The organism is Enhydrobacter sp., from assembly GCA_025808875.1.
Taxonomy (GTDB): domain Bacteria; phylum Pseudomonadota; class Alphaproteobacteria; order Reyranellales; family Reyranellaceae; genus Reyranella.
Genome location: CP075528.1, coordinates 3,345,153 through 3,367,171, shown reverse-complemented (window position 1 = coordinate 3,367,171; position 22,019 = coordinate 3,345,153). Strand labels below are relative to the sequence as shown.

19 protein-coding genes and 4 tRNA genes are annotated in these 22,019 nt (G+C 66.2%); 20 read left to right on the top strand and 3 right to left on the bottom strand.

What is annotated here, in order from left to right; genetic code table 11:
• Nucleotides 1–15: 15 nt before the first annotated feature.
• Both KIT25_16705 and rlmB read right to left on the bottom strand, forming a co-directional pair.
• A tRNA-Thr gene (locus KIT25_16705) sits at nt 16–90 on the bottom strand.
• A 57-nt stretch (nt 91–147) separates the two neighbouring features.
• Nucleotides 148–921 carry a 23S rRNA (guanosine(2251)-2'-O)-methyltransferase RlmB gene (gene rlmB, locus KIT25_16700; GenBank protein ID UYN93682.1) on the bottom strand — a complete coding sequence of 258 codons (774 nt, stop codon included), beginning with the start codon at nt 919–921 and terminating at the stop codon, nt 148–150.
• Nucleotides 922–1,037: 116 nt separating this feature from the next.
• Between rlmB and KIT25_16695 the strand changes: the two genes are divergently transcribed.
• The 12 genes from KIT25_16695 (at nt 1,038) to rpoC (ending at nt 14,495) form a co-directional block, all read left to right on the top strand.
• Nucleotides 1,038–1,124 (top strand) — tRNA-Tyr (locus KIT25_16695).
• Nucleotides 1,125–1,161: 37 nt separating this feature from the next.
• Nucleotides 1,162–1,235, top strand: a tRNA-Gly gene (locus KIT25_16690).
• 44 nt (nt 1,236–1,279) lie between these two features.
• On the top strand, nt 1,280–2,470 hold the full coding sequence (tuf, locus tag KIT25_16685; protein UYN93681.1) for an elongation factor Tu: 1,191 nt from the start codon (nt 1,280–1,282) through the stop codon (nt 2,468–2,470).
• A 46-nt stretch (nt 2,471–2,516) separates the two neighbouring features.
• Nucleotides 2,517–2,592: transfer RNA gene (locus tag KIT25_16680), tRNA-Trp, on the top strand.
• A gap of 20 nt (nt 2,593–2,612) precedes the next feature.
• A complete protein-coding gene (gene secE, locus KIT25_16675; protein ID UYN93680.1) occupies nt 2,613–2,801 on the top strand; it encodes a preprotein translocase subunit SecE in 189 nt (62 codons plus the stop codon).
• A gap of 1 nt (nt 2,802) precedes the next feature.
• On the top strand, nt 2,803–3,339 hold the full coding sequence (nusG, locus tag KIT25_16670) for a transcription termination/antitermination protein NusG (GenBank protein ID UYN93679.1): 537 nt from the start codon (nt 2,803–2,805) through the stop codon (nt 3,337–3,339).
• 209 nt (nt 3,340–3,548) lie between these two features.
• On the top strand, nt 3,549–3,977 hold the full coding sequence (gene rplK, locus KIT25_16665) for a 50S ribosomal protein L11 (protein ID UYN93678.1): 429 nt from the start codon (nt 3,549–3,551) through the stop codon (nt 3,975–3,977).
• 4 nt (nt 3,978–3,981) lie between these two features.
• A complete protein-coding gene (gene rplA, locus KIT25_16660; GenBank protein ID UYN93677.1) occupies nt 3,982–4,677 on the top strand; it encodes a 50S ribosomal protein L1 in 696 nt (231 codons plus the stop codon).
• Between the two features lie 270 nt (nt 4,678–4,947).
• Nucleotides 4,948–5,472, top strand: coding sequence for a 50S ribosomal protein L10 (rplJ, locus tag KIT25_16655; GenBank protein ID UYN93676.1), 525 nt, complete (start codon nt 4,948–4,950; stop codon nt 5,470–5,472).
• A gap of 54 nt (nt 5,473–5,526) precedes the next feature.
• Nucleotides 5,527–5,907 carry a 50S ribosomal protein L7/L12 gene (gene rplL, locus KIT25_16650; protein UYN93675.1) on the top strand — a complete coding sequence of 127 codons (381 nt, stop codon included), beginning with the start codon at nt 5,527–5,529 and terminating at the stop codon, nt 5,905–5,907.
• A gap of 183 nt (nt 5,908–6,090) precedes the next feature.
• A complete protein-coding gene (rpoB, locus tag KIT25_16645; protein ID UYN93674.1) occupies nt 6,091–10,260 on the top strand; it encodes a DNA-directed RNA polymerase subunit beta in 4,170 nt (1,389 codons plus the stop codon).
• 62 nt (nt 10,261–10,322) lie between these two features.
• Nucleotides 10,323–14,495, top strand: coding sequence for a DNA-directed RNA polymerase subunit beta' (gene rpoC, locus KIT25_16640; protein ID UYN93673.1), 4,173 nt, complete (start codon nt 10,323–10,325; stop codon nt 14,493–14,495).
• 60 nt (nt 14,496–14,555) lie between these two features.
• On the opposite strand, the gene KIT25_16635 is transcribed toward rpoC, so the two are convergent.
• Nucleotides 14,556–15,125, bottom strand: a complete 570-nt coding sequence (locus KIT25_16635; protein UYN93672.1) for a GNAT family N-acetyltransferase — start codon at nt 15,123–15,125, stop codon at nt 14,556–14,558.
• Nucleotides 15,126–15,728: 603 nt separating this feature from the next.
• Here KIT25_16635 and rpsL point away from each other — a divergent pair.
• Genes rpsL through KIT25_16595 form a run of 8 tightly spaced genes read left to right on the top strand, consistent with a single transcriptional unit; the run spans nt 15,729 to nt 22,005 of the window.
• Nucleotides 15,729–16,100, top strand: coding sequence for a 30S ribosomal protein S12 (gene rpsL, locus KIT25_16630; protein UYN93671.1), 372 nt, complete (start codon nt 15,729–15,731; stop codon nt 16,098–16,100).
• A gap of 14 nt (nt 16,101–16,114) precedes the next feature.
• Nucleotides 16,115–16,585, top strand: a complete 471-nt coding sequence (gene rpsG, locus KIT25_16625; protein ID UYN93670.1) for a 30S ribosomal protein S7 — start codon at nt 16,115–16,117, stop codon at nt 16,583–16,585.
• Between the two features lie 36 nt (nt 16,586–16,621).
• Nucleotides 16,622–18,727, top strand: coding sequence for an elongation factor G (gene fusA / locus KIT25_16620; protein UYN93669.1), 2,106 nt, complete (start codon nt 16,622–16,624; stop codon nt 18,725–18,727).
• A gap of 37 nt (nt 18,728–18,764) precedes the next feature.
• Complete coding sequence (tuf, locus tag KIT25_16615; GenBank protein UYN93668.1) at nt 18,765–19,955, top strand: elongation factor Tu; 1,191 nt, start codon at nt 18,765–18,767, stop codon at nt 19,953–19,955.
• 36 nt (nt 19,956–19,991) lie between these two features.
• Nucleotides 19,992–20,306 (top strand): 30S ribosomal protein S10, encoded by a 315-nt coding sequence (gene rpsJ / locus KIT25_16610; protein UYN93667.1) that lies wholly within the window; start codon nt 19,992–19,994, stop codon nt 20,304–20,306.
• Between the two features lie 34 nt (nt 20,307–20,340).
• Nucleotides 20,341–21,063: a 50S ribosomal protein L3 gene (rplC, locus tag KIT25_16605; protein UYN93666.1), complete on the top strand. Its 723-nt coding sequence runs from the start codon at nt 20,341–20,343 to the stop codon at nt 21,061–21,063.
• A 10-nt stretch (nt 21,064–21,073) separates the two neighbouring features.
• On the top strand, nt 21,074–21,694 hold the full coding sequence (rplD, locus tag KIT25_16600; GenBank protein UYN93665.1) for a 50S ribosomal protein L4: 621 nt from the start codon (nt 21,074–21,076) through the stop codon (nt 21,692–21,694).
• Entirely contained in the window at nt 21,691–22,005 is a 315-nt protein-coding gene (locus KIT25_16595) for a 50S ribosomal protein L23 (GenBank protein ID UYN93664.1), read from the top strand. The genes rplD and KIT25_16595 overlap by 4 nt, the downstream gene beginning before the upstream one ends.
• Nucleotides 22,006–22,019 lie beyond the last annotated feature (14 nt).

Genomic DNA, 22,019 nt, shown 5'->3' with positions numbered 1-22,019 from the left:
CCGCGGAGGGCAGGATGGTGCCGGGTGAGGGATTTGAACCCCCGACCTTCGGTTTACAAAACCGCTGCACTACCACTGTGCTAACCCGGCCCCGGTCGCAACGGTAGCAGCGTATAGTCTCGGCGCGCGCGAACATAAAGAGAGTTGTCACCCCGCTGAGCGTCGTCGCGCCCACTCATATGATGCGATCGCGGCGGCATTCGAGACGTTGAGCGCCGCCAGGGCCGCGTTCGTGGGGATGGTCACCAGACGATCACATTTCTCCGCCGTCAGCCGGCGCAAGCCCTCGCCCTCGGCGCCGAGCACGACGCAGGCGCGGCCGCCGAGGTCGAGCGTGCCGATCGCGGCATCGCCGCGCTCGTCGAGTCCGTAGAGCCAGAAGCCTGCCTGCTTGAGCTGTTCCAGCGCGCGCGCGAGGTTGACGGCGCGCACCATGGGCACGATCTCGAGCGCGCCCGAGGCGGCCTTGGCGAGCACGCCCGTGTCGGACGGCGCGTGGCGCTCGGTGACGATCAGGCCGGCGACGCCGAAGGCGGCGGCCGAGCGCAGGATGGCGCCGACATTGTGCGGATCGGTAACCTGGTCGAGCGCCAGCACCAGGGCGTTCTCGCCGCAGCGCGCCAGCACGTCCTCCAGTTGCGGCTCCTCGAGTGGCGCGACGAGGGCGGCAATGCCCTGATGGACCGCGCCTGCCGGCAGGCGCTGGGCGAGTTCCTCGCGCGACAGGATCTGCGCCCGGCCGGCGAACTCCGCGGCATGGCGGTCCGCCGTCTCGCGGGTCGCCAGGATGCGTTCGATGCGGCGCTCCGGATTGGCGAGGGCGGCCAGCACGGGATGGCGGCCGTAGAGCCACACCGAGTGATGGCCGCCGCGCCGACGATCGTTGGGCGGCCGGTTGGGGCGGTGCGGTCGGGAGCGCATGAGACCTTATCTATAGGGGGATTTGCCCCTTGACGTAACTCATTGGATTTGCGAGCAACGCGCGCCCGTTTTGGCGGGTCGAACAGGCTATCTCGCGCCGTGCGTACCGCAGGTTCGGAGGGGTGGCCGAGCGGTCAATGGCAGCAGACTGTAAATCTGCCGACTTCGCGTCTACGAAGGTTCGAATCCTTCCCCCTCCACCAACGGACCTCGGCGTGTGTTGGCCCTGTTCGGGAGTTTGCGGGTGTAGCTCAATGGTAGAGCTCCAGCCTTCCAAGCTGGCTATGCGGGTTCGATTCCCGTCACCCGCTCCAGTTTGGACGGCCGTCGAGAAGGATCAAGCGAGGTTCGTGGCATCATGACGAAGGCGAAGTTTGAGCGGAACAAGCCGCACTGCAACATCGGGACGATCGGGCACGTGGATCACGGCAAGACGTCTCTGACGGCTGCGATCACGAAGATCCTGGCGAAGACGGGCGGCGCGACGTACACGGCGTACGACCAGATCGACAAGGCACCGGAGGAGCGCGAGCGCGGGATCACGATTTCGACGGCGCATGTCGAGTACGAGACGCAGAACCGCCACTACGCGCACGTCGACTGCCCCGGCCACGCGGACTACGTGAAGAACATGATCACGGGGGCGGCGCAGATGGACGGCGCGATCCTGGTGGTGAGCGCGGCGGACGGTCCGATGCCGCAGACGCGCGAGCACATCCTTCTGGCGCGTCAGGTGGGGGTTCCGGCGCTTGTGGTGTTCATGAACAAGTGTGACATGGTGGACGATCCGGAGCTTCTGGATCTGGTGGAGCTGGAGGTTCGGGAGCTTCTGAAGAGCTACCAGTTTCCGGGGGACGACATTCCGGTTGTGCGGGGCTCGGCGCTGATGGCGCTGGAGGACAAGAACGCCGAGCAGGGCGAGCAGGCGGTGTTGAAGCTGATGTCGGAGGTCGACCGCTACATTCCGCAGCCGACGCGCGACAAGGACAAGCCGTTTTTGATGCCGATCGAGGACGTGTTCTCGATTTCGGGTCGCGGCACGGTGGTTACGGGCCGTGTCGAGCGGGGGATCGTGAAGGTGGGCGAGGAGATCGAGATCGTCGGCCTGAAGGCGACGACGAAGACGGTGGTGACGGGCGTTGAGATGTTCCGCAAGCTTCTGGACCAGGGCGAGGCTGGGGACAACATCGGGGCGCTGCTGCGCGGCGTGGGGCGCGAGGACGTGGAGCGCGGCCAGGTTCTGGCGAAGCCCGGGTCGATCACGCCGCACACGAACTTCGAGGCTGAGGCGTACATCCTGACGAAGGAGGAGGGCGGCCGTCACACGCCGTTTTTCACCAACTACCGGCCGCAGTTTTACTTCCGGACGACGGACGTGACGGGGGTGGTGACCCTGCCGGAGGGGACGGAGATGGTGATGCCGGGGGACAATGCGCGGATGGCGGTGGAGCTGATCCAGCCGATCGCGATGGACGAGGGCCTGCGCTTCGCCATCCGCGAGGGCGGCCGAACCGTCGGCGCAGGCGTCGTCACCAAAATCGTCAAGTAGTGCTATAAGCACGGGCTGCCGCCGGTCTCTGGCCGGCGGCGGTCGTAGGAGTGTAGCTCAGTTGGTAGAGCATCGGTCTCCAAAACCGAGGGTCGGGGGTTCGAGTCCCTCCACTCCTGCCATTTCATGAAGAACGGCGAGCATGTCGAAGAATCCCATCGAATTCGTCCGCGAAGTCCGTGCCGAGGTGTCCAAGGTCACCTGGCCGACCCGGCGTGAGACCCTGATCACCACCAGCATGGTGTTCATCTTCGTGGTCATCGCCGCCTTGTTCTTCCTCGTGGCCGACAAGATCATCGGCTACGTCGTCAAGCTGTTGCTCGGGGTGTGACATGGCTCATCGTTGGTATGTCGTTCACGCCTATTCGGGCTTCGAGAACAAGGTCGCCCAGTCGATCCGCGAGCAGGCCGGCAAGAAGGGGCTGGGCGAGGAGATTTCCGAGGTCATCGTGCCGACCGAGGAGGTCGTCGAGGTGCGCCGCGGCGCCAAGGTCCAGACCGAGCGCAAGTTCTTCCCGGGCTACGTGCTGGTGAAGATGGATCTCAACGACGAGACCTGGCATCTGGTGAAGAACACCGCCAAGGTGACGGGTTTCCTGGGCGGCGGCGGCCGCGGCAAGCCGGTGCCGATCTCCGACGCCGAGGCGAACCGCATCCTCAAGCAGGTCCAGGAGGGCGTCGAGCGGCCCAAGCCCGCCGTCAGCTTCGAGATCGGCGAGCAGGTCAAGGTGGCCGACGGCCCCTTCGCCTCGTTCAACGGCACCGTCGAGGATGTCGACGAGGAACGCGCCCGCCTCAAGGTCGCCGTCTCGATCTTCGGCCGTTCGACCCCGGTCGAGCTCGACTACGCGCAGGTCGAGAAGCTCTGAACCGTCCCCATATTGCGCTGCAAATGGGGGGTTGTACCGGGTCGGGGACTTTGCTACACCCCGCGCCCTCGGAAGGGCTGGCCTCGCGCCGGCCTTTTCGCATGAGGCCGGGCAATCCTGAGAATCCAATCGGATCAAGGGGTTGACTGGAACATAGGGTGCGGGAGGCCGGCCATGGCCGTACCGCGCCGCCCAGAGGAGGGGCATTCATGGCCAAGAAGGTCCAGGCCTACGTCAAGCTGCAAGTGCCGGCCGGCAAGGCCAATCCGTCGCCGCCGATCGGGCCCGCGCTCGGTCAGCAGGGCGTCAACATCATGGAATTCTGCAAGCAGTTCAACGCGCGCACCCAGAAGATGGAAGCGGGCATGCCGATCCCGGTGGTCATCACCGTGTTCCAGGACCGCAGCTTCAGCTTCATCACCAAGACGCCGCCGGTGAGCTACTTCCTGAAGAAGGCGGCGGGCATCGAAGCGGGCGCCAAGATGGTGGGCACCCAGATCGTCGGCAAGGTGACCAGGAAGCAGGTCGAGGAGATCGCCAAGCAGAAGATGCCCGATCTCAACTGCGATTCGGTCGAATCGGCGATGGCCCAGGTCGTGGGCTCGGCCCGCTCGATGGGCCTGCAGGTGGTGGAGTAGGGCCATGGCACACGGCAAGCGCTACAAGTCGGCCTCGTCCGCCGTCGATCGCGAGAAGATCTACCCACTCGCCGAGGCGGTGAAGATCGTGAAGGCCAACGCCAAGGCGAAGTTCGACGAGACGATCGAGATCGCCATGAACCTCGGCATCGATCCACGCCACGCCGACCAGGCCGTGCGCGGCATGGTCGAGTTGCCGAGCGGCACGGGCAAGACGGTGCGCGTCGCGGTGTTCGCGCGCGGTCCCAAGGCCGACGAGGCCAAGGCCGCCGGCGCCGACCTGGTCGGGGCCGAGGACCTCGCCGAGAAGATCAACGGCGGCGAGATGAACTTCGACCGCTGCATCGCCACCCCGGACATGATGGGCGTGGTCGGCCGTCTCGGTAAGGTGCTGGGCCCGCGCGGCCTGATGCCGAATCCGAAGCTCGGCACGGTGACGCAGGACGTCGCCGCGGCGGTCAAGGCCGCCAAGGCGGGCTCGATCGAGTTCCGCGCCGAGAAGGCGGGCATCGTCCATGCCGGTGTCGGCAAGGCCTCGTTCAGCGAGGACGCCATCGCCGCCAACGTCCGCGCGCTGGTCACGGCGATCAACCGTGCCAAGCCGAGCGGCGCCAAGGGCACCTTCATCAAGAAGGTGTCGCTGAGTTCGACCATGGGGCCGGGCATCAAGCTCGACCCCGCCACCGCCCTCAACGCCTGAGGCGGAGAGTTTACGAGTTTCGTCGCCCGCCTTGGCGGTCGGCGGAAATCCTGTCCGAGACCGCCGGTGCTTCGTCCCAAGTCCTTCGTGACCGGGGACAGGCCTAAAGGGGAAACCCGCCAGCGCAGACGGGGGCAAGGGAATCGGGGCACGCATGTCTTGTGCGTGCCGAGAGACCCGAACTTCCGGGGCAGGCGCAGCGGGCCGCAAGGCCCAATCGCAGCCGGTCCGATCCGGATCCTCCGGGTCGGGCCATAGTTGGAGAACGCCGTGAATCGTTCGGAAAAGGCCGAAGCGATCGCCGAGCTGAACCGGACCTTCAAGGACGCCAACCTGGTGGTGGTTACCCGCCAATCAGGTCTGACGGTCCAAGAAGTGACGGACCTGCGCCGCAAGGTGCGGGCGGCCGGCGCGAGCTACAAGGTCGCCAAGAACCGGCTCACGCTGCGTGCCCTCGAGGGCACGCCCTTCAAGGCGCTCGGACCCCTCTTCACGGGCCCGACCGCCATCGCCTACTCCAAGGATCCGGTCGCCGCGGCGAAGGTGGTTTCCGCCTTCGCCAAGGGCAACGAGAAGCTGACCATCGTCGGTGGCGCGCTGGGTGAGAACACGCTGGACGTCGCGGGCGTCCAGGCGCTCGCCATGCTGCCGTCGCTCGATGCACTCAGGGCCACGATCATCGGCCTTCTGCAGGCCCCGGCGACCAAGGTCGCGGGCGTGCTGCAGGCGCCGGCGGGTCAGGTCGCTCGTGTGTTCGGCGCCTATGGAGCCAAGGACGGCGCGAAGGCCGCGTGAGTTCGACGCATCCACTCAACGTCTACGAAGTTCGGGATATCTAGGAGAGAGACAATGGCTAATCTGGAAAAGCTGGTCGAAGAGCTTTCGGCCCTGACGGTCCTCGAGGCCGCGCAGCTCAGCAAGCTCTTGGAAGAGAAGTGGGGCGTCAGCGCCGCCGCTCCGGTCGCGGTCGCGGCCGCTCCGGGCGCCGCTGCCGGCGGTGCCGCCCCGGCGGAAGCCAAGGACGAGTTCACCGTCGTGCTGGCCGCGGCGGGCGACAAGAAGATCAACGTCATCAAGGTGGTGCGCGAGATCACCGGCCTCGGCCTCAAGGAGGCCAAGGATCTGGTCGAGGGCGCGCCCAAGTCGGTCAAGGACGGCGTGCCGAAGGCCGACGCCGAGAAGCTCAAGGCCAAGCTCGAGGCCGAGGGCGCCAAGGTCGAGCTCAAGTAAGGCGATTTCCGTCCGGGCGGGCTTCGCGAGAAGTCGGCCCGGACGGGCCCCTTATCCAAGCGGATGCGCGCATCCGCTTCGACAAGTGGCCCTCTGCAACGGATGGGGCGAACGGCTGGCGGGCCGCGAGCTCCGAGAAAGCAGCGGGTGTTTCTCCGCCCTTGAACCGATCGAGGACGCAGGATGGCCACGGCCTTCAACACGCGCAAACGAATCCGTCGCTTCTTCGGCCACATCGAGTCGGTGGCGCCGATGCCCAACCTCATCGAGGTGCAGAAGAGTTCCTACGAGGGCTTCCTCCAACGCAACGTCGCCCCGGCCAAGCGCACCCAGTCGGGCCTGCAGGAGGTCTTTCGCGGCGTGTTCCCGATCAAGGACTTCGCCGAGCGCGCCAGCCTGGAATTCGTGAAATACGAGTTCGAGGATCCCAAGTACGACGTCGAGGAGTGCCAGCAGCGCGGCATCACCTACGCCGCTCCGCTCAAGGTCACGCTCCAGCTCGTGGTGTGGGACATCGACGAGGAAGCCGGCTCGCGCTCGATCCGCGACATCAAGGAGCAGGACGTCTACATGGGCGACATGCCGCTCATGACCGACAACGGCACCTTCATCGTCAACGGCACCGAGCGCGTGATCGTGAGCCAGATGCACCGCTCGCCGGGCGTCTTCTTCGATCACGACAAGGGCAAGACGCACAGCTCGGGCAAGTACCTGTTCGCCGCGCGCATCATCCCCTATCGCGGCTCGTGGCTCGACTTCGAGTTCGACGCCAAGGACCTGATCCATGTCCGCATCGACCGTCGCCGCAAGATCCCGGTGACGACGTTGCTGCTGGCGCTCGACAACGACGCCACCTGGAAGAAGCGCGCCTCGGCGGCGGCCAAGAACCAGCAGCTCGACCCGGCCGACGCCCAGGGCCTGTCGCCGGAGGAGATTCTGTCGGCGTTCTACGGCCAGGTCGTCTACAAGCGCGACAAGGAAGGCTGGAACACCGGCTTCGACGCCGAGTCGATGAAGGGCGTGAAGCTGACCCACGACCTGGTCAACGCCAAGAGCGGCAAGACCGTGGCCGAGGCCGGCGCCAAGATGACGCCTCGCCTGCTCGGCCGCCTCAAGGAGGGCGGCCTCAAGGAGGTGCGCGTCTCGGCGGAGGAGCTGATCGGCCGCTACGCCGCGCTCGACGTCATCAACGAGAAGACCGGCGAAATTTACGTCGAGGCCGGACAGGAAATCACCCAGGCGGTGCTCGACCTGTTCGACGAGAACGACATCGACGTGCTGCCGACGCTCGCCATCGACCACGTCAATGTCGGCCCCTACATCCGCAACACGCTGGCGGCCGACAAGAACTCCAACCGTGAAGAGGCGCTGCTCGACGTCTACCGCGTCATGCGCCCGGGCGAGCCGCCGACGCTGGAGCAGGCCGAGACCCTGTTCCAGGGCCTGCTGTTCGACATCGACCGCTACGACCTCTCGCCGGTCGGCCGCGTGAAAATGAACATGCGCCTCGACTTCCAGGGCGTCCCCGACACCCAGCGCACGTTGCGTCGCGAGGACATCCTCGCGGTCGTCAAGGTGCTGCACGGCCTCAAGGACGGCCGCGGCGAGATCGACGACATCGACCATCTCGGCAACCGCCGCGTCCGCTCGGTCGGCGAGTTGATGGAGAACCAGTATCGCGTCGGCCTGCTGCGAATGGAGCGCGCCATCCGCGAGCGCATGAGCTCGATCGACATCGACACCGTGATGCCGCACGACCTCATCAACGCCAAGCCGGCGGCGGCGGCGGTGCGCGAGTTCTTCGGCTCCTCGCAGTTGTCGCAGTTCATGGACCAGACCAACCCGCTGTCCGAGGTGACGCACAAGCGCCGCCTCTCGGCGCTGGGACCGGGCGGCCTGACGCGCGAGCGCGCCGGCTTCGAGGTGCGCGACGTGCATCCGACGCACTACGGCCGCATCTGCCCGATCGAGACGCCGGAAGGCCCCAACATCGGCCTGATCAACTCGCTGGCGACCTACGCCCGCGTCAACCAGTACGGCTTCATCGAGAGCCCGTACCGCAAGGTTGCCAATGGCCGCGTCAGCGACGACGTCGTCTATCTGTCGGCGATGGAGGAGGGCCGCTACACGGTCGCCCAGGCCAATGCCGAGATCGACGCGCGCGGCAAGTTCGTGTCCGAGTTGGTGCAGTGCCGCAAGGGCGGCGAGTACATCCTCGCCCGTCCCGAGACGATCGATTTCGTCGACGTTTCGCCCAAGCAGATCGTGTCGGTCGCCGCTGCGCTGATCCCGTTCCTCGAGAACGACGACGCCAACCGCGCGCTGATGGGCTCCAACATGCAGCGTCAGGCCGTGCCGCTGATCCAGGCTGAATCGCCGCTCGTCGGCACCGGCATGGAGGAGATCGTGGCCCGCGACTCGGGCGTGGCGATCGCCGCCCGCCGCACCGGCGTGGTCGACCAGGTCGACGCCATGCGCATCGTGGTGCGCGCGACCGACGACGTCGGACCCAACCGGCCGGCGGTCGACATCTACAACCTGCTGAAGTTCCAGCGCTCCAACCAGAGCACCTGCATCACCCAGAAGCCGCTCGTGAAGGTCGGCGACCAGGTGAAGAAGGGCGACATCGTGGCCGACGGTCCGTCGACCCGCGACGGCGAGCTGGCGCTCGGCCGCAACGTGCTCGTCGCCTTCATGCCGTGGAACGGCTACAACTTCGAAGATTCCATCCTGCTCTCCGAGCGCATCGTGCGCGACGACGTCTTCACCTCGATCCACATCGAGGAGTTCGAGGTCATGGCGCGCGATACCAAGCTCGGCCAGGAGGAGATCAGCCGCGACATCCCCAACGTCGGCGAGGAGGCGCTCAAGAACCTCGACGAGGCGGGCATCGTCTACATCGGCGCCGAGGTGAAGGCGGGCGACATCCTGGTCGGCAAGGTGACGCCGAAGGGCGAATCGCCGATGACGCCGGAGGAGAAGCTGCTGCGCGCCATCTTCGGCGAGAAGGCGGCCGACGTGCGCGACACCTCGCTCAAGGTGCCGCCGGGCGTCGAGGGCACGGTCGTCGAGGTTCGCGTCTTCAACCGCCGCGGCGTCGACAAGGACGAGCGCGCGCTCGCCATCGAACGCGACGAGATCGAGCGTCTGGCCAAGGACCGCGACGACGAAAAGGCCATCCTGGAGCGCAGCTTCTATGGCCAGCTCCAGGAGATGCTGCTCAACCAGACGGTGGCGGGCGGGCTCAAGGGCCTGAAGCCCGGCACGCGCGTCACCGACAAGGTGCTGGGCGAGCACACGCCCGGCCAGTGGCGCCAGATCGCCGTCAAGACCGACAAGCGGCAGGCCGAGATCGAGGCGCTGAACAAGCAGTTCGACGAATCAATGAAGCGCCTGCAGGATCGCTTCGACAGCAAGGTCGACAAGCTGCAGCGCGGCGACGAGCTGCCGCCGGGCGTGATGAAGATGGTCAAGGTCTTCGTTGCGACCAAGCGCAAGCTGCAGCCGGGCGACAAGATGGCCGGCCGCCACGGCAACAAGGGCGTGATCTCGCGCATCATGCCGCTCGAGGACATGCCGTACCTCGAGGACGGCATGCCGGTCGACATCGTGCTCAATCCGCTCGGCGTGCCGAGCCGCATGAACGTCGGCCAGATCCTCGAGACGCATCTCGGCTGGGCTGCGGCCGGCCTCGGCAGGAAGATCGGCGAAATGGTCAACGGTGCGCGCGACGCCTCGATCGCGCAGGTCCGCAAGACCTTGCGCGAGGTCTACGGCGACAAGGCCTACAAGGCCGAGATCGCCGAGCTCGACGACGAGCGCGTCGTCGAGCTGGCCCGCAACCTCAGCCGCGGCGTGCCCTTCGCGTCGCCGGTGTTCGATGGCGCGCACGAGGCCGACATCGTCGGCATGCTCGACATGGCCGGGCTCGACAAGTCGGGCCAGGTCACCCTGGTCGACGGCCGCACCGGCGAGGCGTTCGACCGCAAGGTGACCGTCGGCTACATCTACATGCTGAAGCTGCACCATCTCGTGGACGACAAGATCCACGCGCGCTCGATCGGGCCATACAGCCTGGTCACCCAGCAGCCGCTCGGCGGCAAGGCGCAGTTCGGCGGCCAGCGCTTCGGCGAGATGGAGGTGTGGGCGCTCGAGGCCTACGGCGCCGCCTACACGCTGCAGGAGATCCTGACCGTGAAATCGGACGACGTCGCGGGCCGCACGAAGGTCTACGAGGCCATCGTGCGCGGCGACGACACGTTCGAGGCGGGCATCCCCGAGTCCTTCAACGTGCTGGTCAAGGAGCTTCGCTCCCTCGGCCTCAACGTCGAACTGAACCAGGAGGCGACCTAACCGGGTCGCTCACCGACAGCCATTCGCGAATTAAGTCCATCGAACCCCCCAGGACTGACCACATGACCGACCTCATCAACGTACTGGGCCAACCCCAGGGCACTCCGACCTTCGACGAGATCCGCATCTCGATCGCCAGCCCCGAGCGCATCCGCGCCTGGAGCCACGGCGAGATCAAGAAGCCGGAGACGATCAACTACCGCACCTTCAAGCCAGAGCGGGACGGCCTGTTCTGCGCGCGCATCTTCGGCCCGATCAAGGACTACGAGTGCCTGTGCGGCAAGTACAAGCGCATGAAGTTCCGCGGCATCACCTGCGAGAAGTGCGGCGTCGAGGTGACGCTGACCAAGGTGCGGCGCGAGCGCATGGGTCATATCGAGCTCGCCTCGCCGGTGGCGCACATCTGGTTCCTGAAGTCGCTGCCGAGCCGCATCGGCCTGCTGCTCGACATGACGCTGCGCGACCTCGAGCGCATCCTCTACTTCGAGAACTATGTGGTCACCGAGCCCGGCCTGACGCCGCTCAAGTACCGCGAGCTCCTGAACGAGGATCAGTACCTCAACGCGCTCGACGAGTACGGCGACGATTCATTCCGCGCCGACATCGGCGCCGAGGCGATCCGCGCCATGCTGTCGGCCATCGACCTCGACGAGGAGCGCCCGCGGCTGCGCGAGGAGCTGCGCGAGACCACCTCCGAGGCCAAGCGCAAGAAGCTGGTCAAGCGGCTGAAGCTGGTGGAGAACTTCATCGAGTCGGGTGCCCGTCCCGAATGGATGATCCTCGAACTGGTGCCGGTGATACCGCCCGAGCTGCGCCCGCTGGTGCCGCTCGACGGCGGCCGCTTCGCCACCTCGGACCTCAACGACCTCTATCGCCGCGTCATCAACCGCAACAACCGCCTGAAGCGCCTGATGGAGCTGCGCGCGCCCGACATCATCGTGCGCAACGAGAAACGCATGCTGCAGGAGTCGGTCGACGCGCTGTTCGACAACGGCCGTCGCGGCCGCGTCATCACCGGCGCCAACAAGCGCCCGCTGAAGTCGCTGTCCGACATGCTGAAGGGCAAGCAGGGCCGCTTCCGCCAGAACCTGCTCGGCAAGCGCGTCGACTACTCGGGCCGCTCGGTCATCGTGGTCGGCCCCGAGCTCAAGCTGCACCAGTGCGGCCTGCCCAAGAAGATGGCGCTCGAGCTGTTCAAGCCGTTCATCTACTCGCGCCTGCAGGCCTACGGCATGGCCAACACCATCAAGGCCGCCAAGCGCATGGTCGAGAAGGAGCGGCCGGAGGTGTGGGACATCCTCGAGGAGGTGATCCGCGAGCATCCGGTGCTGCTCAACCGCGCGCCCACCCTGCATCGCCTCGGCATCCAGGCCTTCGAGCCGGTGCTGATCGAGGGCAAGGCGATCCAGCTTCACCCGCTGGTCTGCACCGCCTTCAACGCCGACTTCGACGGCGACCAGATGGCGGTCCACGTGCCGCTGTCGCTGGAAGCCCAGCTCGAGGCGCGCGTGCTGATGATGTCGACCAACAACATCCTGTCGCCGGCGTCGGGCAAGCCGATCATCGTGCCGTCGCAGGACATCGTGCTCGGCATCTACTACATCACGCTCGAGCGCGACGGCGAACAGGGCGAAGGCTCGTTGTTCTCCGAGATCGGCGAGCTCGAGCACGCCCTGCACAACCGCTCGCTGTCGATGCACGCCAAGATCAAGGCGCGGCTGGAGGCCTATGACGACAAGGGCGTTCTGGCGAGCCGTGTGGTCGAGACGACGCCCGGCCGCATCCTGCTGGCGCAGATCCTGCCCAGGCATCCCAGCCTGCCGTTCTCGCTGATCAACCGCCTGCTGACCAAGAAGGACCTGCAGAACGTCATCGACACGGTCTACCGCCACTGCGGCCAGAAGGAGACCGTGATCTTCGCCGACCGCCTGATGGGGCTGGGCTTCTATCACGCCTGCCGCGCCGGCATCTCGTTCGGCAAGGACGACCTCGTCATTCCGGCCGCCAAGGAGAAGCTGGTCGCCCAGACGCAGAAGGAAGTGAAGGAGTACGAGCAGCAGTACCAGGACGGCCTGATCACCTCGGGCGAAAAGTACAACAAGGTGGTCGACGCCTGGTCGCGCTGCTCGGATCGCGTTGCCGAGGAGATGATGAAGGGCATCTCCACGCCGAAGCCCGGCCGCCCGGTCAACGCGGTGTGGATGATGGCGCATTCCGGCGCGCGCGGCTCGGCCACGCAGATGAAGCAGCTCGCCGGCATGCGCGGCCTGATGACCAAGCCGTCGGGCGAGATCATCGAGACGCCGATCATCTCGAACTTCAAGGAAGGCCTGTCGGTGCTGGAGTACTTCAACTCCACGCACGGCGCCCGCAAGGGCCTGGCCGACACGGCGCTCAAGACGGCGAACTCGGGCTACCTGACCCGCCGCCTGGTCGACGTCGCGCAGGACTGCATCATCTTCGAGGAGGATTGCGGCACCACGCGCGGCCTGACCATGCGCGCCGTCGTCGACGGCGGCGACGTCATCGAGCCGCTCAGCGAGCGCGTGCTCGGCCGCACGGCGCTGGACGACATCGTCGATCCGGTGAACGGCACGCCGATCGCCAAGGCCGGCGACCTGATCGACGAGGTCAAGGTCGAGCAGATCGAGAAGGCGGGGATCGAGGAGATCCGCATCCGCTCGGTACTGACCTGCGATACCAAGACGGGCGTCTGCGGCAAGTGCTACGGCCGCGACCTGGCGCGCGGCACGCCGGTCAACATCGGCGAGGCGGTGGGTGTCATCGCCGCCCAGTCGATCGGCGAGCCGGGCACGCAGCTCACCATGCGCACCTTCCACATCGGTGGCGCGGCCCAGCGCGGCGCCGAGCAGTCGAACATCGAGGCGAGTCACGACGGCCGCATCCAGGTGCGCAACCGCAATGTCGTCGAGAACAGCCAGGGCGTTCCGGTCGTCATGGGCCGCAACACCGAGCTGGTGCTGATCGACGGTGCCGAGCGCGAGCGCGCCAAGCACCGCGTGCCCTACGGCGCGCGCCTGCTGGTCGACAACGACACGACGGTGGCCAAGGGCCAGAAGCTGGCCGAGTGGGATCCGTACACCCTGCCGATCATCACCGAGAAGGCCGGCAAGGCGGTCTATGTCGACCTCGTCGAGGGCGTGTCGATGCGCGAGGTGATCGACGATTCGACCGGCATCTCCAACCGGGTCGTCGTCGACTGGAAGGGCCAGCCGCGCGGCGGCGACCTGCGTCCGCGCATCGCCATCCACGATGCCGCCGGCAACCCGATCATGCTGGCCAATGGCCAGGAGGCCCGCTACCTGCTGTCGGTCGATTCGGTCCTCTCTGTCGAGAACGGCCAGGAGGTCCATGCCGGCGACATCCTTGCGCGCATCCCGCGCGAGGGTGGCAAGAACCGCGACATCACGGGCGGCCTGCCGCGCGTTGCCGAGCTGTTCGAGGCGCGCAAGCCCAAGGACTTCGCGATCATCTGCGACATCGCGGGCCGCATCGAGTTCGGCAAGGACTACAAGAACAAGCGCCGCATCGTGATTGTGCCGGAAGGCGAGGGGGCGGAGCCGGTCGAGTATCTGATCCCGAAGGGCAAGCGCATCGCGGTCCAGGAAGGCGACTATGTCGAGCGCGGCGACCTGTTGATCGACGGCAATCCGGTGCCGCACGACATCCTGCGCGTGCTCGGCATCGAGAAGCTGGCCGAGTATCTGGTCAACGAGATCCAGGAGGTCTATCGACTGCAGGGCGTGAAGATCAACGACAAGCACATCGAGACGATCGCGCGCCAGATGCTGCAGAAGGTCGAGATCACCGAAGCGGGCGATTCGACCTTCCTGATTGGCGAGCAGATCGACAAGCAGGAGTTCGAGGCGGAAAATGCCAAGCTCGCCACCGAGAAGCTGAAGCCGGCCAAGGCCGACCCGGTCCTGCTCGGCATCACCAAGGCGAGCCTGCAGACCAAGTCGTTCATCTCGGCGGCCTCGTTCCAGGAGACCACGCGCGTACTCACCGAGGCTGCCGTCAGCGGCCGCGTCGACACGCTGCAGGGCCTCAAGGAGAACGTGATCGTCGGCCGGCTGATCCCCGCCGGCACCGGCGGAGTCGTCAATCGGTTGAAGGCGATCGCCGCCCAGCGCGACCGTGCCATCCTGGCGGCCGGCACCGACGGCGAGGACCAGCCGGTGCCGACGCTGGAAGAGGAGCGGGCAGCCGACTGACCGGCCGGCCCCTCCCTCTGAATTCGAAGGCCGTCGTCGCAAGACGACGGCCTTCCGTGTTCAGGGATGTCGCTCGAGCCAGTCGACGGCGGAGAGCTGCCAGATCATGCGAGACGTGTCGCCGCCGACGCATCGCCCGATCAGCAGGTCGACCAGGCGGGCGCCCTGCTTCTCCTTGATCCGTCGCGAGGCATGGTTGCCTTGGGCGTTGCTGAGCCACAGGTGAGGCCAGCCGAGTTCGCGAAACGCATAGTCGGTGACCCGATGGGCCGCCTCGGTCATCAGCCCGCGGCCGTGGTAGTCGGGGTCGAGCCAGAATCCGCGCTGGTCACAATTCGCGCCGTCGTCGGGCCACAGGCTGATCGAGCCGATCAGGTCGGCCGGCCCCGATCTCGGCACGATCGCCCAGTGGCACTTGTCGCCACGCGCCATCTCCTCGAGGCAGCGGGCGACGAAGGTGGCGGCACCGTCGGACGGGTACGGCCACGGCACCTTGGCATCGAGCCAGCGCACGACTTCCCAGCGCGGGAAGCGTCGCTGGATCACCGGCGCGTCCTTGCTGCGCAACGGACGCAGGAAGAGTCGCGGCGTCTGGAGCACCGGTGTTGGTGGCATCTGGCGGGTGGGCATCTCGGTCTCGCTTCCGTTGGCCGGACGGCGGGACCCGTTGCGCTGGACCCCGGCCGTTCTCGGCGGGGTCAGGGTTCACGGAGTGTGGTCTAGACCATACGATCGCGCACGACTCCCCCTGCCCCAAAGGCGGTGCCTTTGACGGCCGAGGCCATACGCGGATCGAAGCGCAACATGCGACTTCGATAGCCGAGGGGGATGCTGAGTGTAAATCCACCGCGTCCAGATTCGTTTGTGGGTGTGGCGACGGCGCCACACTAGATGTGGTTGACAGATTCTTGCGTGAACGACCTGGAGGTCGACCGAAAACAGGCGTCGGCCGGGGCGTTGGAATAACCAACGAAATCAAAGAGAAAAGCCGTCACCGCGCTTGACGCTGTGCATGTGCAGCCATATAAGCGCGCCACCTCGTCGGGGGGCTGGTAGTAGGCGTGAGCCTAGACGCAGCCTGACGTCGAGGACCGCTACAAGTCAGGCCATTTGGCCGCAAAGTTGTTCTTTCGCGCGGGGCTGCGCTCTTGCCGCTATGCCCGCGCATTCGCTTTGCGCCGATGAGCCGGACCTGGGTGGATTAGAGACGGCGAACAGGAAACCGGAAAGTCGATGCCGACCATCAATCAGCTGATTGCCAAGGGCCGCCGCCCGCTCTCCGCGCGCAACAAGGTGCCGGCCCTCGAGGCCTGCCCGCAGAAGCGCGGCGTCTGCACCCGCGTCTACACGACGACGCCGAAGAAGCCGAACTCGGCGTTGCGCAAGGTCGCCAAGGTGCGGCTGACCAACGCCTACGAGGTCGTGAGCTACATCCCGGGCGAGGGCCACAATCTGCAGGAGCATTCGGTCGTCATGATCCGCGGCGGCCGCGTCAAGGATCTGCCGGGCGTGCGCTACCACATTATTCGCGGCACCCTCGACACGCAGGGCGTCAAGGACCGCAAGCAGCGCCGTTCGAAGTACGGCGCCAAGCGTCCGAAGTAAGGCGGGAGGAAGCAATGTCCCGTCGTCGCGCAGCGGAGAAGCGTGAAGTCCTGCCGGACGCCAAGTTCGGCGACATCGTCATCAGCAAGTTCATGAACACGCTCATGGAGCGTGGCAAGAAGTCGGTCGCCGAGCGCGTCGTCTACGGCGCTCTCGACGAGATCGAGGCCAAGCTCAAGGGCGATCCGGTGCCGGCCTTCCACGAGGCGCTGGAGAACGTCAAGCCGGCCATCGAGGTCCGCTCGCGCCGCGTCGGCGGCGCCACTTACCAGGTCCCGGTCGAGGTTCGTCCCGAGCGCCGTCAGGCGCTGGCGATCCGCTGGATCATACAGGCGGCCCGAGACCGGTCGGGTCACAGCATGACCGAGAAGCTCTCCGCCGAGCTGCTAGACGCCTTCAACCGCCGCGGCAATGCCGTGAAGAAGCGCGAGGACACCCACAAGATGGCCGACGCCAACAAGGCGTTTGCGCACTATCGCTGGTAGTCGCAACAGGCCCCCTCAACGCAGAAAGCCCGTCCCATGGCTCGCACCACCCCCATCGCGCACTATCGCAACATCGGCATCATGGCGCACATCGATGCCGGCAAGACGACGACGACCGAGCGCATCCTCTACTATACCGGCAAGTCGCATAAGATCGGCGAGGTCCACGACGGCGCCGCGACCATGGACTGGATGGAGCAGGAGCAGGAGCGCGGCATCACTATCACGTCGGCCGCGACGACCTGCTTCTGGAAGGTCGAGACCGGCCCCTACGCCGGCCCGTCCTATCGCGTGAACATCATCGACACGCCCGGCCATGTCGACTTCACCATCGAGGTCGAGCGCAGCCTGCGCGTGCTCGACGGTGCGGTGTGCGTGTTCGACTCCGTCGCCGGCGTCGAGCCCCAGTCCGAGACGGTGTGGCGCCAGGCCGACAAGTACGGCGTGCCACGCATCTGCTTCGTCAACAAGATGGACCGCACCGGCGCCAACTACTGGCGCACCGTCGACATGATCGTCGACCGGCTCGGCTCCAAGCCGCTGGTGACCCAGATTCCGATCGGCGCCGAGGCGGACTACAAGGGCCTCGTCGACCTGGTGTCCAACAAGGCGATCATCTGGCTCGAGGAGACGCTGGGCGCCAAGTACGAGGTCGTCGAGATCCCGGCAGATCTCAAGGAGCAGGCTGCCGAGTGGCGCCACAAGATGCTCGAGATGGCGGTCGAGCAGGACGACGCCGCGCTCGAGAAGTACCTGGCCGGCGAGGAGCCGGACTACGACACGCTGATCAAGTGCATCCGCAAGGGCACGATTTCCTACGCCTTCGTACCGGTGCTGTGCGGGTCGGCGTTCAAGAACAAGGGCGTGCAGCCCATGCTCGACGCCGTGGTCAACTATCTGCCGGCGCCGACCGACGTTCCGGACGTCAAGGGCGTCAAGATGGGCGCCGACGAGGCGATCACGCTGCCGTCGAGCGACGACGCGCCGATGTCGGCGCTCGCCTTCAAGATCATGACCGACCCGTTCGTCGGCTCGCTCACCTTCGCGCGCGTCTACTCGGGCGTGCTCGAGTCCGGCACCGGCGTGCTCAACAGCACCAAGGACCGCAAGGAGCGCATCGGCCGCATGCTGCTGATGCACGCCAACAACCGCGAGGACGTCAAGGAAGCCCGCGCCGGCGACATCATCGCCCTGGCCGGCCTGAAGACGGTGACCACCGGCGACACGCTCTGTACGTCGGAGAATCCCGTCGTGCTCGAGAAGATGGACTTCCCCGATCCGGTCATCGAGCTCGCCATCGAGCCGAAGTCCAAGGCGGACCAGGAGAAGATGGGCCAGGCGCTCGGCCGCCTCGTGCAGGAGGACCCGACCTTCCGCGTCGCGACCGATCAGGAGACCGGCCAGACCGTCATCAAGGGCATGGGTGAGCTCCATCTCGAGATCAAGGTCGACATCCTGAGGCGCACCTACAAGGTCGACGCCAACGTCGGCGCCCCGCAGGTCGCCTATCGCGAGACGCTCGGCCGGAAGGCGGAGATCGACTACACGCACAAGAAGCAATCCGGCGGTTCGGGCCAGTTCGCCCGCATCAAGCTGGTGTTCGAGCCGGGCGCGCCGGGCTCGGGCTATAGTTTCGAGAGCAAGATCGTCGGCGGCTCGGTGCCCAAGGAGTATATTCCGGGCGTCGAGAAGGGCCTCGAGGCGTCGCGCGAGACCGGCGTGCTTGCCGGCTTCCCGGTGATCGACTTCAAGGTGACGCTGGTCGACGGCGCCTACCACGACGTCGATTCGAGCGTGCTGGCGTTCGAGATCGCCGCCCGCGCGGCCTTCAAGGAGGGCCTGCAGAAGGCGCAGTGCAAGCTGCTCGAGCCGATCATGAAGGTCGAGGTGGTGACGCCGGAGGACTACATGGGCGACTGCATCGGCGACCTCAACAGCCGGCGCGGCCAGATCCAGGGCATGGAGGCGCGCGGCAACGCGCAGGTCATCAATGCCATGGTCCCGCTCGCCAACATGTTCGGGTACGTCAACACGCTGCGGTCCATGACCCAGGGCCGCGCCGCCTACACCATGACGTTCGACCACTACGCGCCCGTGCCGCAGGCCGTGGCCGACGAGGTCGTCGCCAAGCTGGCAGGCTGATCGAGAACCCCAAGGCCCACGAACAAGGACCAGGATCATGACGAAGGCGAAGTTTGAGCGGAACAAGCCGCACTGCAACATCGGGACGATCGGGCACGTGGATCACGGCAAGACGTCTCTGACGGCTGCGATCACGAAGATCCTGGCGAAGACGGGCGGCGCGACGTACACGGCGTACGACCAGATCGACAAGGCACCGGAGGAGCGCGAGCGCGGGATCACGATTTCGACGGCGCATGTCGAGTACGAGACGCAGAACCGCCACTACGCGCACGTCGACTGCCCCGGCCACGCGGACTACGTGAAGAACATGATCACGGGGGCGGCGCAGATGGACGGCGCGATCCTGGTGGTGAGCGCGGCGGACGGTCCGATGCCGCAGACGCGCGAGCACATCCTTCTGGCGCGTCAGGTGGGGGTTCCGGCGCTTGTGGTGTTCATGAACAAGTGTGACATGGTGGACGATCCGGAGCTTCTGGATCTGGTGGAGCTGGAGGTTCGGGAGCTTCTGAAGAGCTACCAGTTTCCGGGGGACGACATTCCGGTTGTGCGGGGCTCGGCGCTGATGGCGCTGGAGGACAAGAACGCCGAGCAGGGCGAGCAGGCGGTGTTGAAGCTGATGTCGGAGGTCGACCGCTACATTCCGCAGCCGACGCGCGACAAGGACAAGCCGTTTTTGATGCCGATCGAGGACGTGTTCTCGATTTCGGGTCGCGGCACGGTGGTTACGGGCCGTGTCGAGCGGGGGATCGTGAAGGTGGGCGAGGAGATCGAGATCGTCGGCCTGAAGGCGACGACGAAGACGGTGGTGACGGGCGTTGAGATGTTCCGCAAGCTTCTGGACCAGGGCGAGGCTGGGGACAACATCGGGGCGCTGCTGCGCGGCGTGGGGCGCGAGGACGTGGAGCGCGGCCAGGTTCTGGCGAAGCCCGGGTCGATCACGCCGCACACGAACTTCGAGGCTGAGGCGTACATCCTGACGAAGGAGGAGGGCGGCCGTCACACGCCGTTTTTCACCAACTACCGGCCGCAGTTTTACTTCCGGACGACGGACGTGACGGGGGTGGTGACCCTGCCGGAGGGGACGGAGATGGTGATGCCGGGGGACAATGCGCGGATGGCGGTGGAGCTGATCCAGCCGATCGCGATGGACGAGGGCCTGCGCTTCGCCATCCGCGAGGGCGGCCGAACCGTCGGCGCAGGCGTCGTCACTAAAATCGTCAAGTAACCGAACACCGCGCCGACAGCGGCAAGCGAGCAGACAATGGACAGCACCAACATCCGCATCCGGCTGAAAGCCTTCGATCATCGCGTGCTCGACACGTCGACGAGCGAGATCGTCAGCACCGCCAAGCGGACGGGCGCGCAGGTGCGCGGGCCGATCCCGCTGCCGACGCGGATCGAGCGGTTCACGGTCAATCGCTCGCCCCACATCGACAAGAAGTCGCGCGAACAGTTCGAAGTGCGCACGCACAAGCGCGTGCTCGATATCGTCGATCCGACGCCGCAGACGGTGGACGCGCTGATGAAGCTCGACCTCGCCTCTGGCGTGGACGTCGAAATCAAGCTCGGCGCCTAGGCGGCGAACGGGACAGGGAAGAAGGAACAGGACCATGCGTTGCGGTCTCGTCGCCCAGAAGGTCGGCATGACCCGCGTCTTCAACGACGCGGGGGAACATGTGCCGGTGACCGTTCTGAAGGTCGACAATCTGCAGGTTGTCGCCGTCCGCTCCGAGGAGAAGGACAAGTACACGGCCGTCCAGCTCGGCTACGGCAAGGCCAAGGTGAAGAACGTCAGCCAGCCGATGCGCGGCCATTTCGCCAAGGCCAAGGTCGAGCCCAAGAAGAAGCTCGTCGAGTTCCGCGTCGCCAAGGATGCCGTGCTCGAGGTCGGCGCCGAGCTGGTGCCGAGCCATTTTGTGCCTGGCCAGTTCGTCGATGTCGTCGGCACCACAATCGGCCGCGGTTTTACCGGCTCGATGGTGCGCTGGAACTTCGGCGGCCTCGAGGCCAGCCACGGCGTGTCGGTGTCGCACCGCAGCCACGGCTCGACCGGCAACCGCCAGGACCCCGGGCGCACATTCCCGGGCAAGAAGATGGCCGGCCACTACGGCCATGAGCGCGTGACGACGCAGAATCTCAAGGTCGTCGCCGCCGACGACGACAAGGGTCTGCTGCTGGTGTCCGGCGCCGTGCCGGGACCGAACGGCGGCTACATCATCGTCAAGGACGCCTCCAAGCGCGCCCGTCCCAAGGACGCTCCGTATCCGGCCGGCCTTCGCAAGGCCGCCGCGGCGGCAGCGGCTCCGGCGGCCGATGCGGCTCCGCAGGCCTGAGGAAGAGATCATGAAGATCGCGGTCAAGACCATCGAGGGCGACAGCGCCGGCGAGATCGATCTCGCCGACGCGGTGTTCGGCGCGCCGGTCCGCAAGGACATCCTGCAGCGCTGCGTGGTGTGGCAGCTGTCGCGCCGCCAGCAGGGCACACACAAGACCAAGGGCCGGTCGGAAGTGACGGCGACGGCCAAGAAGATGTACGCCCAGAAGGGCACCGGCCGCGCCCGCCACGGCAACGAGGCGGCGCCGCAGTTCCGCGGCGGCGGCAAGGCCTTCGGCCCGGTGGTGCGCAGCCACGCCTCGGACCTGCCGAAGAAGGTGCGCAAGCTGGCGTTGCGCACGGCGCTGTCAGCCAAGGCGGCCGAGGGCAAGCTGATCGTGGTCGAGGCGGCGTCGCTCGCCGAACCCCGGACGGCCAGGCTCAAGGACAATCTCGGCAAGCTTGGCATCTCGAGCGCACTGGTCATCGCCGGCGCCGAGGTCGACGCCAACTTCGCCCGTGCGGCGGCCAACATCGCGCATGTCGACGTGTTGCCGCAGCAGGGCGCGAACGTCTACGACATCCTGCGGCGCGACACGCTCGTGCTGACCAGGGACGCCGTGAAGCATCTCGAGGAGCGCCTGCAATGAGCGCCAACAAGATCGTCGTGTCGCGCGCACGCATGTACGAAGTAATCCGCGCGCCGCTGATCACGGAAAAGACCACCAACGGCTCCGAGCATGGCCAGGTGACGTTCCGCGTCGCCGCCGACGCGACCAAGCCCGAGATCAAGCAGGCGATCGAAGGCCTGTTCAAGGTCAAGGTCAAGTCGGTCAACACCGTCACGGTGAAGGGCAAGAGCAAGGTTTTCCGCGGCCGTCCCGGCGTGCGGAGCGACTGGAAGAAGGCGATCGTCTCGCTGGTCGAAGGTCACAAGATCGACGTGACCACGGGCCTGTAGGACGGGGGACAGAA